Source organism: uncultured Flavobacterium sp. (assembly GCF_937967675.1).
GTDB lineage: Bacteria > Bacteroidota > Bacteroidia > Flavobacteriales > Flavobacteriaceae > Flavobacterium.
This window is the reverse complement of the sequence record NZ_CALBSN010000162.1, coordinates 29,955-46,516: the sequence shown is the minus strand read 5'-3', so window position 1 is coordinate 46,516 and position 16,562 is coordinate 29,955. Positions and strand designations below refer to the sequence as shown.

Annotated in this window: 21 protein-coding genes, 1 tRNA gene, 1 pseudogene and 1 riboswitch; of the genes and pseudogenes, 7 read left to right on the top strand and 16 right to left on the bottom strand. The window is 28.3% G+C overall.

Going from position 1 to position 16,562, the window contains the following annotated elements; all coding sequences use genetic code 11:
- Window positions 1-1,201 (bottom strand): annotated as a pseudogene (locus Q0075_RS11085) (phosphoribosylformylglycinamidine synthase); the annotation flags it as partial.
- A gap of 120 nt (window positions 1,202-1,321) precedes the next feature.
- Window positions 1,322-2,884 carry a hypothetical protein gene (locus Q0075_RS11080; RefSeq protein ID WP_297869566.1) on the bottom strand — a complete coding sequence of 521 codons (1,563 nt, stop codon included), beginning with the start codon at window positions 2,882-2,884 and terminating at the stop codon, window positions 1,322-1,324.
- A 135-nt stretch (window positions 2,885-3,019) separates the two neighbouring features.
- Between Q0075_RS11080 and Q0075_RS11075 the strand changes: the two genes are divergently transcribed.
- The 6 genes from Q0075_RS11075 (at window position 3,020) to Q0075_RS11050 (ending at window position 8,181) form a co-directional block, all read left to right on the top strand.
- On the top strand, window positions 3,020-3,445 hold the full coding sequence (locus Q0075_RS11075; RefSeq protein WP_291109973.1) for a hotdog fold thioesterase: 426 nt from the start codon (window positions 3,020-3,022) through the stop codon (window positions 3,443-3,445).
- Window positions 3,445-4,479 (top strand): isochorismate synthase, encoded by a 1,035-nt coding sequence (locus Q0075_RS11070; RefSeq protein WP_297869565.1) that lies wholly within the window; start codon window positions 3,445-3,447, stop codon window positions 4,477-4,479. The genes Q0075_RS11075 and Q0075_RS11070 overlap by 1 nt, the downstream gene beginning before the upstream one ends.
- A 30-nt stretch (window positions 4,480-4,509) precedes the next feature.
- Entirely contained in the window at window positions 4,510-5,226 is a 717-nt protein-coding gene (bshB1, locus tag Q0075_RS11065; RefSeq protein ID WP_297869564.1) for a bacillithiol biosynthesis deacetylase BshB1, read from the top strand.
- 74 nt (window positions 5,227-5,300) lie between these two features.
- A tRNA-His gene (locus tag Q0075_RS11060) sits at window positions 5,301-5,376 on the top strand.
- A 305-nt stretch (window positions 5,377-5,681) separates the two neighbouring features.
- Window positions 5,682-5,779: riboswitch (SAM-I-IV-variant riboswitch) on the top strand.
- 221 nt (window positions 5,780-6,000) lie between these two features.
- Window positions 6,001-7,413, top strand: a complete 1,413-nt coding sequence (locus Q0075_RS11055; protein WP_297869563.1) for a hypothetical protein — start codon at window positions 6,001-6,003, stop codon at window positions 7,411-7,413.
- A 180-nt stretch (window positions 7,414-7,593) separates the two neighbouring features.
- Window positions 7,594-8,181: a hypothetical protein gene (locus Q0075_RS11050; protein ID WP_297869562.1), complete on the top strand. Its 588-nt coding sequence runs from the start codon at window positions 7,594-7,596 to the stop codon at window positions 8,179-8,181.
- A gap of 4 nt (window positions 8,182-8,185) precedes the next feature.
- On the opposite strand, the gene Q0075_RS11045 is transcribed toward Q0075_RS11050, so the two are convergent.
- The 14 genes from Q0075_RS11045 to Q0075_RS10985 form a co-directional block, all read right to left on the bottom strand.
- Window positions 8,186-8,902 (bottom strand): protein phosphatase 2C domain-containing protein, encoded by a 717-nt coding sequence (locus Q0075_RS11045; protein ID WP_297869561.1) that lies wholly within the window; start codon window positions 8,900-8,902, stop codon window positions 8,186-8,188.
- Window positions 8,903-8,994: 92 nt separating this feature from the next.
- Entirely contained in the window at window positions 8,995-9,936 is a 942-nt protein-coding gene (locus tag Q0075_RS11040; protein ID WP_297869560.1) for a hypothetical protein, read from the bottom strand.
- A 28-nt stretch (window positions 9,937-9,964) separates the two neighbouring features.
- Window positions 9,965-10,522 carry a hypothetical protein gene (locus tag Q0075_RS11035; RefSeq protein ID WP_297869559.1) on the bottom strand — a complete coding sequence of 186 codons (558 nt, stop codon included), beginning with the start codon at window positions 10,520-10,522 and terminating at the stop codon, window positions 9,965-9,967.
- A gap of 7 nt (window positions 10,523-10,529) precedes the next feature.
- Window positions 10,530-11,675, bottom strand: a complete 1,146-nt coding sequence (locus tag Q0075_RS11030; RefSeq protein ID WP_297869558.1) for a trypsin-like peptidase domain-containing protein — start codon at window positions 11,673-11,675, stop codon at window positions 10,530-10,532.
- A gap of 21 nt (window positions 11,676-11,696) precedes the next feature.
- Entirely contained in the window at window positions 11,697-12,176 is a 480-nt protein-coding gene (locus Q0075_RS11025; RefSeq protein ID WP_297869557.1) for a hypothetical protein, read from the bottom strand.
- Window positions 12,177-12,183: 7 nt separating this feature from the next.
- Window positions 12,184-12,885, bottom strand: a complete 702-nt coding sequence (locus Q0075_RS11020; RefSeq protein WP_297869556.1) for a GH25 family lysozyme — start codon at window positions 12,883-12,885, stop codon at window positions 12,184-12,186.
- 179 nt (window positions 12,886-13,064) lie between these two features.
- The gene (locus tag Q0075_RS11015; RefSeq protein ID WP_297869555.1) at window positions 13,065-13,469 is read right to left on the bottom strand and encodes a hypothetical protein; all 405 of its coding nucleotides are present in this window, start codon (window positions 13,467-13,469) and stop codon (window positions 13,065-13,067) included.
- Window positions 13,456-13,623, bottom strand: a complete 168-nt coding sequence (locus Q0075_RS11010; protein WP_297869554.1) for a hypothetical protein — start codon at window positions 13,621-13,623, stop codon at window positions 13,456-13,458. The genes Q0075_RS11015 and Q0075_RS11010 overlap by 14 nt, the downstream gene beginning before the upstream one ends.
- Before the next feature lie 9 nt (window positions 13,624-13,632).
- The gene (locus Q0075_RS11005) at window positions 13,633-14,157 is read right to left on the bottom strand and encodes a hypothetical protein (RefSeq protein WP_297869553.1); all 525 of its coding nucleotides are present in this window, start codon (window positions 14,155-14,157) and stop codon (window positions 13,633-13,635) included.
- Between the two features lie 5 nt (window positions 14,158-14,162).
- Window positions 14,163-14,405: a DUF6804 family protein gene (locus tag Q0075_RS13160; protein ID WP_366798488.1), complete on the bottom strand. Its 243-nt coding sequence runs from the start codon at window positions 14,403-14,405 to the stop codon at window positions 14,163-14,165.
- A 53-nt stretch (window positions 14,406-14,458) separates the two neighbouring features.
- Window positions 14,459-15,172 (bottom strand): hypothetical protein, encoded by a 714-nt coding sequence (locus Q0075_RS11000; RefSeq protein ID WP_297869552.1) that lies wholly within the window; start codon window positions 15,170-15,172, stop codon window positions 14,459-14,461.
- 20 nt (window positions 15,173-15,192) lie between these two features.
- A complete protein-coding gene (locus Q0075_RS10995) occupies window positions 15,193-15,603 on the bottom strand; it encodes a tetratricopeptide repeat protein (protein ID WP_297869551.1) in 411 nt (136 codons plus the stop codon).
- A gap of 9 nt (window positions 15,604-15,612) precedes the next feature.
- Window positions 15,613-15,786, bottom strand: coding sequence for a hypothetical protein (locus tag Q0075_RS10990; protein ID WP_297869550.1), 174 nt, complete (start codon window positions 15,784-15,786; stop codon window positions 15,613-15,615).
- A 5-nt stretch (window positions 15,787-15,791) separates the two neighbouring features.
- Window positions 15,792-16,202 (bottom strand): hypothetical protein, encoded by a 411-nt coding sequence (locus Q0075_RS10985; protein ID WP_297869549.1) that lies wholly within the window; start codon window positions 16,200-16,202, stop codon window positions 15,792-15,794.
- Between the two features lie 92 nt (window positions 16,203-16,294).
- Between Q0075_RS10985 and Q0075_RS10980 the strand changes: the two genes are divergently transcribed.
- Entirely contained in the window at window positions 16,295-16,531 is a 237-nt protein-coding gene (locus Q0075_RS10980; RefSeq protein WP_297869548.1) for a helix-turn-helix transcriptional regulator, read from the top strand.
- Window positions 16,532-16,562: the final 31 nt, after the last annotated feature.

Genomic DNA, 16,562 nt, shown 5'->3' with positions numbered 1-16,562 from the left:
CAGCTCCACCCATTCCAATTCTATAATTTTCTCCACCTAAAATAACGATTTTATCGCCAGCAGTAGGTTTCTTTTTAATTGCTTGATCTAATTTTCCATAACCAATTCCACCCGCTTGCATGATGACTTTATCGTAACCAATTTTACGATTGTTTTCTTCATGTTCGAAAGTTAAAATAGAACCTGTAATTAAAGGTTGCCCAAATTTATTTCCAAAATCTGAAGCTCCGTTTGAAGCTTTAATTAAAATATCCATCGGAGTTTGGTACAACCAAGGTCTTTCATTCATTCCATTTTCCCAAGGACGTTCTTCTGCTAAACGTGAGTAAGAAGTCATGTAAACTGCAGTTCCTGCTAATGGTAACGAACCTTGTCCACCTGCTAAACGGTCACGAATTTCGCCTCCTGAACCGGTTGCAGCTCCATTGAAAGGTTCTACTGTTGTTGGGAAATTATGTGTTTCTGCTTTTAAAGAAAGTACCGAATCAAATTCTTTTTCTTGGTAGAAATCTGGTTTGTCGGCGCTTTTTGGAGCAAATTGTGTTACTTTCGGACCTTTTACAAAAGCTACGTTATCTTTGTAAGCCGAAACAATATCGTTGGGATTTGTTTCTGACGTTTTTTTGATTAATTTGAATAAAGAAGTTGGTTTTTCTTCGCCATCAATCACAAAAGTTCCGTTGAAAATTTTGTGACGGCAGTGTTCTGAATTCGCTTGTGAGAAAGCAAAAATTTCAGAATCAGTTAATTTTCTTCCTAATTTAGTGGATAGATTATTCAAATAGTCCACTTCTTCTTGACTTAATGCTAAACCTTCTGATTTATTGTATGCGTCAATATCCTCAATATCTAAAATTGGTTCTGGTTGGATATTAATCGTATATATTTCTTGATTTAACTCCGAATACTTTTGTGAAAGCATTGGATCGAAATCATTAAAATCGGCAGCTACTTTTTCAAATTCCTCGATACGAATAATACCTGAAATTCCCATGTTTTGAGTAATTTCTACCGCATTTGTACTCCAAGGCGTAATCATAGCGGCACGTGGTCCAACAAAAAAATCCGACAATACGGATTTTTCTATTTTATGTGCGTTGCTAAAAAGCCAATTTAATTTGTTGATGTCTTCTGATGAAATCTCGTTTTGCGTTTGAACCGCAAAAACCGTGTTGGATTGGTTTCCGAAGAAATGAATCATTGTAGTTGTGTTTTTATTTGTAGGGACAAGTCTCGACTTGTCAGTACATTTTGTTGTTGTTGAAGTTGCAAATTTATTCTAAAAAATAGAACAATCAAAATAATAATAACACTTGTTTCGTTAATCGAAAGTGGTCCAATTGTAAGCTCCTATATCTGAAGGATTACTTCTTGGATTGTTTAAGATATCATTAAAAGTAGAGTAGGTGTTATCTGCAGTTCCTTTTGCAGCTGAGTTTTCTCCTATAATCAATTTATTGTTTCTAGCATCTTTAAAATCAGGATTATTGTTAGTCGAACTTCTTGCAATTAAGCAAGTATCAAATAAATTGATATTAGAAAAATCATAAAGTTCATTGTTGATAAATTGATTGCTAAAATCGGCAAACTTTATTAATGAGTTATCAAACTTGTAATTAAAATTTTGATTTGTTTTTTCCAATATAATACCAAAATTACTTGAAGTATGAATAATGCAATTATTAAAATTTGCTTTTGATAATGTGGTAGGTGTATTGCCATCATTTTCATTGCTCAATAATACAGCGGATTGATTAGGTGATGGCCAATAATTTGCAAATGTACTATGTGTAAATTCATAACTTCCACCATAACTTCCTGCAAATGAAATTTGGCCACAATTATTAATAACAACATTTCTTCCTTCTATATTTCCATCTCGGGCTAAAATACCCACATTTGAACAATTGTAAATCTGTGTGTTTTCGATATTTAAAGTAGGAGTAGAAGTTTCATCGTTTCCGGTAACTAACATTCCAACAGTTGCATTTTTTATAGTTAAATTTTTAATTTGATTATTTGTGCTTCCTTGTGAAAACCAAATAGTTCCCCATTGACCAGGAACTTCAGAAAAATTGGGTTCTAAACGATCGCCTTCAAAAATAACTTCATTTTCTAAAGCTGCTGTAGTTGAAGGACTACCATTAACTTGAATAGATGCATTATTTGCAACAATTAATCCTGATTCGGCATGGAAATGTACTCTTGCTCCTGCATCTACGACAAGTGTTTTATTCGATGGGACAGCGGCATAACCGTAAACAACATAAGGTTTGGTGTTAGTCCAATGCAATTCGTTTCCATTTACTGGATGAGTTTCTTCCAAAAATCTACCTCGTATTGAAATAGGATTTCCATCTCCATCGACACCCAAATTTAATTCATCATAAGTATAGGTTTCATCTGGATTTTGAACTCTTCCAGGATAAATAAAATAAGCATCTTGAATTAGAGTAACCAACTCCACTTTTTGATGATTCGGATTGGTTTCATCTCCAAATAAAATTTTATCGGTATATAGAAAATCGGAAGGATTAGCGTCGGCAACCTCGGCAGTAACCGAAACGAAAATATACATACTATCTTTTGCCAAAATTTCAACATTTTCAAACACTTGCCCCGCCATTCCATCTACCATTAAACGGTATTTTGATGCTGTTCCATCTTTTAATCTAAGTGATGGAATTGAAATGTTTTTACTACTTCTATTGTACACTTTCAACGTATAAGTACTCGAGCCAATATTAGTAAAAACAGTGTCCAAATACACCGTATCTTTTGAAAATTCTAAACCACCTGTTTTAGATTCAAATTCAAAATCGTTTCTACAAGAAGTTAATGAAACGGCAAATCCAATTAGTATTAAAAGTAATAAACGACTCATGAATAATGTAATTTTGGTAAATGTAAATATTAATTTTAAATCTATAAAATCAAAAATGGATTAAAATAACTATTAAAACGTTAAATCTGTTGAAATATTCTATTCGGAATGATTAATTTTACAAAAAATAAAGTTATGATGTTTGATAGAGAAAAAATGTTGCAATTGTGTAACGATTGGAGCAAAAATACTTTAATGAATACCTTAGATATTGTTTATACTGATGCTGGTGAAGATTTCTTAACTGCAACTATGCCAGTAAATCCAAGAGTGCATCAACCAATGGGATTATTGCATGGAGGAGCAACAGTAGCTTTAGCTGAAAGTGTTGGAAGTGCCGCTTCTTTAATGTTTGTAAATCCAGAAAAGCAAGAAGTTCGTGGTATCGAAATTTCTGCCAATCACTTGAAAAGTAAAAGAGAAGGAATGGTAACAGCTACGGCAAAAATCATTCATAAAGGTGCAAGTATTCATTTGTGGGAAATTAGAATTGTAGACGAAGACGGAAAGTTAATTTCGCTTTGTAAATTAACCAATATGGTATTATCGAGAAGACAATAATGCAAGTTTTTGAAGAAATACAAGCTTTATTTTCGCAACAAAAATCGTTTGTTTGCTATGTAAAACCTAATGAAAACGTTTGGAATTTACTGGTACAACAAAATGATGAAATTATTGATTTCATCTGTCAAGCCGGATTTGTTTTTATGCCTTTTCATGAAGGAAATCAAGTAATAATTCCATTTGAAGGGAATACCTTTTCACAAGGAAATCTTGAAAATTTAGAGAAAAAATCTACTGAAAATTTCACTTCTGAAAGTAATCAAAAAGAGGCTTTTGAAGATTTAGTTTCAAAAGGAGTTTTGGCTATTCAACAAGGTCAATTTGATAAAGTAGTTTTGTCTCGAAAAATAGTTTTAAAAGAGCAAATTTCAATTATTGAAACCTTTCAGAGCTTGATTTCAACTTATCCAACGGCTTTTCGCTATTTGTTTTTTCATCCTAAAATTGGTTTATGGATGGGAGCTACGCCAGAGCAATTAGTAAAAATCAATCAAAATCAGTTTGAAACGGTGGCTTTAGCAGGAACACAATTGTATTCGGAAAATGTAATTTGGGCCACCAAAGAAATCGAAGAACAACAATTTGTAACGGATTATATTGTAACTAAAGTAAAAGATAAAATAAATAATCTTATTGTTTCTGATGCTAAAACAGTTAAAGCTGGAAATTTAGCGCATTTAAAATCGTTTGTTTCGGGTGAATTAACTCCTGATTTTCAAGCGAATGATTTGATAAAAGCGTTACATCCAACACCAGCGGTTTGTGGTTTACCCAAAGTACAAGCCATCGATTTTATTCTGAAAAATGAAGGTTATAATCGAAAATATTACGCGGGATTTTTAGGTGAATACAATAAAGACAATCAAACCGATTTATTCGTAAATTTACGCTGTTTAGAAGTAGAAAATAATGTTGTAACTATTTACGTAGGTTGTGGCATCACAAAAGACAGCAATCCTGAAAAGGAATTTATTGAAACAGAAAACAAATCCATGACCATGAGAAATATTTTAGTTTCCAAAACCTTTTAAACTCTTAAACGATAAACTTATAAACTAAAAATGAAATTAGATATATTAGCTTTTGGAGCGCATCCAGATGATGTAGAATTAGGTTGTAGCGGCACGATTGCCAAAGAAGTTAGCCTTGGAAAGAAAGTCGGGATTATCGATTTAACTCGTGGTGAGTTAGGAACTCGTGGTTCGGTGGAAATTCGTAATTCGGAATCGGCTAAGGCTTCAGAGATTTTAGGAGTTGTGGTGCGTGATAATTTAGATATGCGTGATGGTTTTTTCGTAAATGATGAAGCACATCAATTGAAAGTAATTGAAATGATTCGCAAATACCAACCTGAAATCGTCTTGTGTAACGCCGTTAAAGATAGACACATTGATCATGGAAAAGGAAGTAAATTAGTTAGCGATGCTTGTTTTCTATCAGGTTTACGCCAAATTAAAACCGAGTTAAATGGCGAAGCGCAAGAAGCATGGCGACCAAAAGTAGTGTATCATTATATTCAATGGCAAAATATTGAACCTGATTTTGTGGTGGATATTTCGGAATTTATGGATAAAAAAATGGATTCTGTGTTGGCTTATGGTTCGCAGTTTTATGATCCAAATTCAAAAGAACCGGTTTCACCAATTACTTCAAAAAACTTTTTAGATAGTGTAAAATATCGTGCTCAAGACCTTGGAAGGTTAGTAGGAGTAGAGTATGCAGAAGGTTTTACTACTGAAAGATATTTGGCTGTCAATAGCTTAGGCGATTTGAAATAAAATTGTAGTAAAAAAGTAAAAAAAATCTTTGCAAGATAGAAGTAAACCCCTATATTTGCACTCGCAAAACAAATGGTGATTGTAGCTCAGTTGGTTAGAGCGTCGGATTGTGGTTCCGAAGGTCGCGGGTTCGAGACCCGTCTTTCACCCTTAACATTGGAAAGCTTCGAGGAAACTCGGAGCTTTTTTTATTGTAGTTAATACGCATATTTCCAATAACTTACAAAATTTAAAAGAACGGTTTCTTATTTAAGAAGTGTCTGATTAATATTTATATAAAAGTATAAAAAAAAAGTCAAATTTCCTATTTTCTTGGCACACTTTTGGCACACTTTTCAAAGTTTTAAAACTTATTTTATTAGTTATTTTTAGAGTTTATTTACTGTCGATATTCGGTATGCGTTCATTTTTAGTCATTTATACTTGCCTATTTCAGTATTTTTTTGTAATTTTGTAAAAAATATCAAGAGTTAGGTTTATCCTATGCCAACCTGCGTTAACGTATGTAAGGTGGAAAAAAGATGTGAGTTTTTAACTAAAAGAAAAACGTATTTATGACTAAAACTGTCTGTTTTCCTAGCAGTGTGTTCTTTTACTGCAAAATTCCTTTAACAATTGTATTTATTCGTTGTCGCTTCAAAGTGTATTGACTTTTTATGCTTTATCATTAGCTTTTTAAGCTAGTTTCCAATTTAATAAATTAAAATTTAACTTATAAGATTTAGCGGTGTTTTTAACATCGTAGGCATCGCTTTGTCTAAAAATATCGTAAAAATGAAAGCATATTATATCCTAAAACCAAAGAATTTAAACCTTGAATATTTATTAAACAAATACAATCCCGATTTCAAGTTCAATACTGACTTTGCTTACTTGGTCATTCATTTTGTGATTTTGTACCAAAGCAATAAATCTTCAAATTATACTAGATTGAGTTCTAAGTATCTTCAAAAATTTAACAGAATATATAATAAACATATACAATTTTTAACTGAAAACTTCCCCAATAACGGAGCTGTTCTAAGGGGGGCAAGATATGAAAAAGGCAAGCCATTTGGTTACAAACTCCCGAAATATTACTCCGACAGTGAATTAGAGATTTATGAAATTACAGATAAATCTCTTTTAAGAAAAATAAATGAAATAATACTAAAAAAAACTACTAATGAAATGGTAAGGTTAAATTATTATTTCTTATTGAAATATTTTAATTATGGTAAATTAAGAATTTATGAGCCTTCTTTAGCAATGGAACGTATAAACGAAATATTTGATAAAGAAAAACGTCTTAGAAACGCTAAAAGTATCATCAAAATAATGAATGGAGATACCAAATTAACATTAAAACCAAAGACTGATGGGAGGGTTCATTCTAACATTACACGTTTATCAAAAAATGCTAGAAATCATCTACAATATGATGGGGAATTTCTAGCCGAAGTCGACATCAGCTCGGCAATACCATTTTTCCTGTTTTTGATTATGAAGTACTATCTAGCTAATCGTCTGACTTACGTTTCAGATGAATTTCAGTATGATAATTCTATCATTTATATGTTAGAAAAAATGCCTGTATACCAAGTAAATAAAGAGGTTGACGACTTTGGCGATTTAGTTTTAAATAAACACCTCTACGAACGGTTTGCTGATAGAATCTTTAAAGAAGAAGTTTATACTTCAAAGGGTTACAATTTTGAAAAAGTGATGAAGTATTACAATCACGCATTTAAAGAGCAATTTGGTTATTATTTTGATGGCGACATGAAAGACTTGGTGAAGTTTGCAAAGAAAAGGCTATTGTCAATGCTTTTTGCTAAAACTAGTATTTATAAATTTGAACAACTTGCTTTTGGTTCTATATTTCCTCAAGTCCTTTATTTTATAAATGAGTTTAAAAATATCGACAATAATAATGGAGACCCAAAAGAACGACACAAAAAAATAGCTTATTGTACTTTTCAATTTGAAGCGAAAACAATGATTGACAAAATAGCTAGGGAGTATGACAAGATTCATAAAGGTAAAGTTCCTGTCTTCACATTACATGATTGCTTGATTACGACTGTCAGTCATGTGGAGGAACTTAAAGATTTTATGGATAATAAATTTATTGATTTATTTGGAGTAGCTCCAAATCTAACCATTGAAAAGTCTAAGTTCGTAACGGATTATCGAGAAGTGAGTTAAATAAAAAACTTGCTTGTTACTAACAATATTTTTTTAATTTTAATACTTTTTTACTTTATAAGTATTTATACTAATGTTAGTTAGAATCCATATCAACTAAATAGAATCAAAGAAAGTTTCCTTAATTATTAACTAGTATATTTTAATTTTTATTCACATAATTAGCCTTATAGATATTTTATGATTACATACATCGACCTAGATATTCAAAAAATTGTTTTTTCAACTCTTGTTATAAAAGTTTCAAGTGTTGTAGAGAAATTTGATAGTATAGAGAAATTTTCAACACAACACAATTTTTCAGGAGTTACAAATGGAAATATTTTAATGACTGCTGAAATGAGTTCGCCACCTTTTCAACTTGAAGAATTTGAACAAAAAGTTCTTATTGCTAATGGATTAGTATTACAGAAAGATTACTTATTCATTGAGGAATTACTTACACAAGGTGTAAGAGGAGAAGTTTCAGAATTAATAAATGAACCTCATCCCGATTGTAATGATGTCGAATGGCTTCAAAGCGTAATTGTCTCCAGCGGAAATTACATTTGGTATTTGGAACCAAGTTTAAGCGACTTTGAAAGAGATGCAAATTTTAGACTTTTCAAAAATCTTTTGTATTGTGATGTGGAAAAAATTCAACTAAATCCAAGAATAACACATATTGACGAAACTTATGTACATTACACTGTAAGTGATTCCAAAATGTATTACAAAATACATAGAGATGCATTGTGGTATAATGAATTAAAGTATGGAAAAAAGTAGTCTTTTAAAAACGAGAGATTGATTCAATTTTAAATATAATTGCTGTGAAATTATCTTCTGAAAATGTTTCACAGCATTTTTTTAATTCTTGAATTATATCATTTGATGAATTAAATTTAGAAAACAGCTCTTCTAAAGCCGAATCAATCCACGATTCTGTAATGCCATCTGTACAAATTAAAAAGTAATCATTTGGTTGAATATCGTCTATTAAAATCTGTTCTAATTTTACAGGTTTTGAGCTATCTTTTATTGATTTTGTTACTTCATTAGCTCTTGGATGAAAAAGTGCCTCCACGGAGCTTAAAACACCTTTTTTAACTGCTTCTGCTACCCAAGTGTGGTCTTTAGTCATGAATATAATTTTCCCATTACGAAATTGATAAACTCGACTGTCTCCAGCCCAAGATACTAGAATACTATTTTCTAATATTTCAGCAACGGCAATTGTTGTTGCCATTCGTTCTGAAGAAGGATGCTTTCTTTTGTAAGAACTTAACTTTTTTTCTGATTCTTCAATCGCTTCATCAATAGACTTAGATTTTAAAAGTGATTCTTTTATAGTTTCTCCAACTAATTTTGAAGCTATCTGACCGTTTCTATTTCCACCAACACCATCTAGAACAGCATAAAATTTATTTGAATGGCAAATTAAATAATCTTCATTGATATCTCTTTTGGATTTTTCGTATATTTTATATTCAGATTTGAAAATAAACATTTTCTAAAATTAGTTTAGGTTTTGATGCAATTAAAGATAGTGATGAGGGTTTTACCCATATTGCTAACAAAATAATTAACGGAATATTTAAACTAATCTTTCCACATATCTGGTTTAAAATCTGTTAAATTTGATAATTTCTCAAATAGCAACCATAACTCTATAATATTATTAATTTCATCTCTATCAATTTTTGTATTAAAATTTTTTTGACCAACTCTGTATGAAATTGTAACTTCCTTTGTTTTTGGGTTTTCTAAATCTTTAAAAAAACCTACATTATTATTTTGAGTTGATTGTACAATTGAAAAACGTTTGTCTTCAAATCCAAATTTACCTTCTTTATTTTCTATTATTTTTCGACTAATTTCCTTGTCTCCTGAAAAAACACTGAACTTTTCAAAAAATAAAAATACATCTTCAACATCTTGTTCATCCTGTGGTATAAAATCAAATTCGGAATATGATATTATTATACAAAAATCATATCTTTTTTGGAAGTTCAGATTACTATTATTTTCATATTTTATTAAAGCTGGAATTATAGAAAACTTATTTTCTTTAAAATCTAAATTGTATGGACTTATAACTTTATGAATACTGTTACCATTAAAATTCATCTCAAAATTTCGGTATTTATCATCAATAACATTCCAAGAGTTCATAATATTATGATAAATATGAAATTCTTTAAATGTAGGGTTTAATTTGAGTTCATTAAGAAATTGATTACTTGATAAATATTTTGGTTTAACTTCGTAATAAAAATAACTTTTGTTTGATTTATTTTCAACATAACATTTAACATTAATTTTTGCAGAACCAAAATTAACAGTGCTACTTAAATCTCTTTCCAAAACTAAAAACACAGTTAGTTTACAATTAGGCAAAAATTGGTGATAAAAAAATTTGTAAGTTTCGTCTAGAATAACATCAATTTCACATTCAGGGAAAATACTATTAGTGAAAGGTTTACAAAATTCTGATAATTTATTATGTGATTCAAGATGTTTTTTTAATCCAATATTTAACATTTTTAACAATTATTTTTACTATTAATTATTATTTTTTCCATTCATTAATTTTTATTGAATTGCTTCCATCTTCAGAAAAAGTTTGAATGTTTTCTTCTTCTCTAATACCAGCATACATAATATCTTTAGAAAAATCATATACAATGATAAAATTTGTAGAACTACAATTATGTGCTTGACAACCTTCTGTTACAAAAATATTATTTGAAAAAACCATAGGTATTTCAGTTGCCCAATTTTCAATTAAAAAGTTATAACGTTCATTTCCAATTAGAATTTTAAGACGTTGAGTTAATGAAGAATTTTCTAATAACTTAACATCGTTTGGATATATACCATTTAATGTTTTTAAAAAATTAAGATTATCTGTTCTTTCAGATTGTTTTGCTTGAGATTCTTCAATTACTATTTTTTGATTTAATTCTTCCTCTTTTCTCAAAAGCTCATTTTCCTTTCTTAATAGTTCATTTTCCTTTTTTAAAGTTGTTTCTTCAATATCATTCGTGTTGTTAGTCTCTTTACAAGAAATAAAAATTAAACTTATACACAATATAATTATTAAAATTTTTAAATTGATGTATTTCATGCTCATATTATTTTTTATCCAGTATATTTTCATAAATACTTTTTATTTGATTTTTGTTATCTAATACCATCACAATGTTCAGAGTGAAGTTTTTTGGTTTTGATTTGTCTTGTCTTTGGATTGAATAATCCAAAATAAAACTAATTTCAGTACCTTTAGATGAGCTATTAAAAAATATAGTTTCCTCTCTAATTTTATATGAAGTATTTAAAATTTTAAAAGTTGATTTATATCCCTTTGCTAAGTCAATTGCTTCAGAACTTATTATATTAAATTTATCATAAAATCTATTTATATTACTTGAATAAAGCTGATTTAACCTATCCCAATTTTCTTGACTTATTGTTTCATAATATTTTTTTATAAATTTTATTAATTCATTTTTTGACAGGTTGGATGATTTGTTAGAATTTTCTGTAAAATTTAATGAATTTTCTAAGCCTATTGAATTTATATTCAAGGCGAAATTTAAATTGGCTTCTCCAATTCCACTAGTTGTAATTCCAATTACTTCCCCATATTTATTAAATAATGGCGCACCACTACTACCATGTGTAATTTCTGCTGTAGTTTGAATAAAATTATTACCATCTCTGTAGCTAGAAACTATCCCAGTAGACAAGGTTTGAGTTAATCCCTTTGGGTTACCAATTGTAAAAACTTCATCACCAATCTTAGGAGTGTTAGTTGCTAACTTTAGATATTTTATATTATCCGAATTTCCAATTCTAAAAATTATATAATCTTTATCTTTATCATAATCAATAATCTCTGTAATCATAAATTCATCATCTTCATCATTAATTGCAATGGCAGATGAAGCATCTTTAAATACATGATAATTACTTATTGCAATACCACTTTTATCAATTATAAAAGCTGACCCTTGAGAAATACCCTCGTTATTTTTTGTGTAAATTAGATAAACACCCTTTTTTACTTTATCGTAAATAGAGGATAAAGATTCTTTTTCATCAGATAAAATTTGACTATTTAATAAAAGCTCATTTTCTCTTAGATTTAATTCTTTTTCTCTTAGTTCTAAATCCTTTTCTATTAGTTCTATCTCATTACTTTTCGATGAATTACTGTTACTGTTACATCCTAATATAAGTGTTGTAATAAATATTACTTGAAAAATTTTTTTATTCATCATTTAAATTTGAATTAATTTTTACAAACATGAGCTATCTTTTCCACTAAGTTCACCTGAAAAATAGCCTATGCAAATGATATAAATAATAATCATTAAAAATGCATAAGATTGAATTGAAATATAAGCGAAAAATAAGTCTTTTCTTTTATCAAATCTTAATTTTTTTGGATTAAAAAATCCTAAAATCATTATCAGAAAAAGTACAATTCCCGATAATAACCATAAAAATACTGCCCCACTAAAAAAAATTTCAATATAACATCCCCATGCTATTGAATTACCTTTTTCCATACTACCTCCAATATTATATGATACTCCAGCTAAAAAAGGGAAGAGAATTGAAATATAAAAAACAGTCCAATAAATTTTAAATTTAGATGCTATTTTGGAAAACAGATTGTCTTTTGATAATTTACTTGTAATAATTATGAAGGCAATTAAATAAGTCAAACTCCACAAAGATATTGATGTTAATACCGCAAAATGTCTTCCTTCCATAAAAATACTATTTAATACAATAATCGCTTTTTAATTTGAGAAAATCTCCTTTAAAGTTATTTCCATCAACATTTTCGGGCACACCTTTTATAATGACATCTTCAGTAAATTGATGTAAATCCCATTCTATTTCTTTTATATTGCCCTCGGAAGAATATGAAGCTATCCAAAGAGGACAATCTGAAAATTCATCTTTTAAAAACAGCTCATAAAATTTTCTACCAGTATATATAATTGGTTTAACACCATACTTACTCTCACATAAATTAATCCAATTTCGTATTCCTTTAATTAAATTGTTTTTCCCAAAGCCACTTTCTTTTTCAACATCTAAAACAGGCAACAAATCTCCTTTTTCTAATTCAACTGTTGAGCTGAAATGGTTAAATTGAATTTCAGAACTCACATTAGGTCTATAAAAGTGATAGGCTCCAACCAAATAACCTTTCTCTTTAGCATTTTTCCAGTTATAATGGAATCTTTTGTCGATTAATTTTTTGCCCTCCGTAGCTTTAATAAATACATACTTAATAGGATGTTTTGATTTTTTTACTTCATCCCAATTAATTTCTCCATTATGATGAGAAATATCTATTCCAAACAGGTGTTTAGTTTTTGAAATATAAGTGTTTTCAGAAAATATTCGGTTACTTCTATTATTTTTAAAGTAAAAAAATGAAACAATTAGAGCTGAAAATAAAGCTATCAAAATAATTGAATATTTTAACTTTCTATTTAATTTGAATTGTAATTTATAATTTGATAATTTACTTTTAATTTCTTTTCTAAAGTAAAATAAAATTGTAAAAAAAAGAATTAAAAACAATAATAATATTAAACTTCTTACAGGATGAATTGCTATCCAATGTTTTAAATATTTCAGGTATCTCATTTAATCACTTGTTTATTTTTTTTATAAAATGCTTTAATTTTTTCAGGCATAATTTCTTCTTTATAATCATAAAGATAAAAGCCTACTTCTTTGAGATGGCTTAAAAGCACATAACGAATTTTATAGAACTCCGTTTGCTTAAATTGACCTAGCGAATAGTAAGGGTCTTCTTCAAGTTGAGAAGTATATCCTTCCAAAAACATCAAGCTAATTTGAGCCATTAATTCTTCAATTGTAGCTCCGTCTGTATCTACCCCAATTTTTTTAAACTCTTTTTTAATTATAGAATAGGAAGAAAATCTACAAACCAATTCCTGTTCAGAATTAATATAATATAATTCTTCATAAAAAGTTGGTTTCTTTATTTTTGGTCGTGAGAATATCATGCTAATTTCTATCATATCTAGCTTCTGAATCTCGCATATATTCACATTCATCACAAGCTTCTTCATAAGAATAACCCTCTTCTTCAATTAATTTATCCACACATTTTTCTGTTGTTGTTTTACATGAAACTAACAATGTAAAGACTATTAATGATAATATTTTTTTCATAATTTTGAATTAAAATGTTTCTTTTGATTTACTTGCTTCACTATATGAATCAAATGAATTTACTTCCCTGTCAATAATCTTAAATTCATAATTTTTAAACAAATCTCTAAGTGCGTCATCTTTACATTTAATCCATAAATTATTACTGTAAACAGATTTTTTTAATATTAATTGGTTATTTACTTCATTCTGAAAATCGTCAAGAATTTTATATTTGATGTCTTCATTATACCTATATATTTCTTGAATTTCAGATTTGTAAAACACTTTATTTAATTCTACATCATAAACATCTTTATATTTTAATCTTAAATCATATGGGTCTTCAGAATAATATTCTTCTTTTTTAATAATTAATTCTGGTTCTTCAACAGTAAAAACGGCATAAACAAATTTTGAATTTTCAACTTTTTCATTAACATTTGACTCAAATTGAGATTCTGAGTCTGAAGAAAATGAGTCATTTCCTTTATTATTACATGAAATAAAAGTTAATAAAATGACAAATATTTTTGTATGCTTAATTAAATTCATAAAAATTAATTTTGTTTTGTGTTGTCCTTTTTTAAACTCATCAGTAGTCCAATTCCAACAATAACATCTATTATATTCCAGGTTATTTTGTTCAACCCTACAGTATTGAATGGCTGAAAAACAAGTACTAAAAAAACATACGTAATCACATTAGTAAAATCATTATCATTCTTATATGAATTATAAGCCAATATAGAAAACCCTAAAACACATGCCAGTCTAACAAATTGATAATATCCATAAGGCATGTTCAATACACATAAAAAAAGTATAATTGCTAATATTATTTTTATTGATTTTGTCATAGTGATTCATGGTATTTTTTTTCTATTAGATTGAAAAATTTGAACTTAAATTCATCTTCGTTTATTAATCCAGTATTTTTGGTTTTTTCGAGCAATTTATATTCCTCAGTTAATTTTATCTCTGTCTCTATTTTCTTTTTTAATATTGTTTCTCTCTTAGAGTTAAATTCTTGTTCACTAATCTGCCCCAGTTCTAATAATTTTTTTAAGTCCTCTAAACTGTTTGAAAATTTCTTTTCTTCTTTATTAATTATTTCATTAGAAAGGTCAATAATTTCTCCAATAAATGTTTTTCTGTATATTATGAATAAATGAGGTATAAAAAGTAAATAATTAAAAAAATAAGTTTTGCAAATACGATAAGCTATATCCCCAGTCTGAAAGTTTAAAAATTCAACCATCATAGTGATTAGATATATAAACCAAATCCCAAGTATTAATTTTTCTATCCCTAATTTGAAATCTTTAATTTTTTTTATGATTATTATTAATGATAATATAACTGAAATCATTAAAATATTTGCCAAAATATCTTGCTTTGAGTTAATTTCCCGATAAAAATTACTTTCTCTTTCATCTCCACTAAATACAAATGGATTATCCAAGTTGTCGAGATATTCATAATAAATTTTAGCTATAAAAAGGACTATAAAATTTAAAATTGTTATTATCAAATATTTATAGCTTCTTACAGTTTTTGTAGTTTTCATGGTAGTTAAAATTAAAAATTTCAGTTACAAAATTTATAGTAACCTTCACACGCTTTAGAATCTCCTAAATCACATGCTTTTTTGAAATATTCACAAGATTTTGTTTTATCGTTAAGTTTTGCATAAACAATTGCACATTTGATTGTCGCATCAATATGTTTTGAATTTAAAGATAGTGTTTTTTTATAATCAATTAGCGCTTTGTTTAAATCATTCATTTTTTGAAGAATCATGCCTCTAATATAGTAATAATTAGCATTTTTAGGATTTATTTTTAAAGCTTGATTTATTTCATAGAGTGCTGTCTTATTGTTTCCGAGCATGAGTTCATCTATTGCTTTATCATTGTGATTTTCGGCAATCGTAATGTTTTGAGAAAAAAGCATTTGTAATGAAAAAAAAGACAAAAATGTTAGAAGTAATAATTTCATGTGATTTGGCTATGAAAAAATATTTAATAATAAAGCAATGACAGTAACTATGTTTAATATAATATGTAATGCTTTTGCAGTTTGTGATTTCCCCACAAGGTAATCAGGTACTTCATTGTAAAAAAGGTAGTTTATAATAAATCCACCAATAAACCAGCCAATAATAATTAATATAAAGTTCATAATTTCTACTGTTTAATATAAAAAGTCTCAACTAAATCTCCCATTGGGTCATTAACCCATTCTATTTTTGTTGAAGATATTTTTATAAAATTATAATTAGAAGTAGCTGTTGATAAAGTTATACTTACATTATAATTGTTGTCGGTTTTAGTTTCTGTAACAGTTGAATTTGCACCCACTGATAAATTGGTGTTAATTTGATTTTTAAATGAATAATCTACAAGACCTTTCAAAATAAAATCATCAGTTGTAAATTGATAACCATTATTTGCAACCCCTCCGTTACCGTTATCCTGCAACCATACACCTTGAATCCATGCTGGTGGAGATATAATACTGTTGGAAGAGACATTATCAGATTCAGAAGAACAACCCACTAATGTAAATGCAAATAAAGTTAAAATATTTTTTTTCATTTTATTTATGTTAAAGTTAGTTTTTTACAAATATAAAAAAAATGGTATCATATATGAATCCATTTTGAAATTTATTATTTACAATTTTGAGTATGGAAATTTCTGAAACTCAATTTCTAGAAGAACTAGGCATTCATATCAGACAGTTGAGAGAGAAAAATAGTCTTTCTCAGCAAGAACTTGCTAATTATTGTAATTTATCAAAAGTTCAGTTAGGTCGAATTGAACGTGCTGAAATTAATACTACAGTGAAAACCCTAGTCAAAATTGCTAATGCACTTGAAATTGAGCCAAAAGACCTTCTCAATATTATTACTAAAACTAAATAATTTTTTACAAAAATATTGCTAATACTTATTT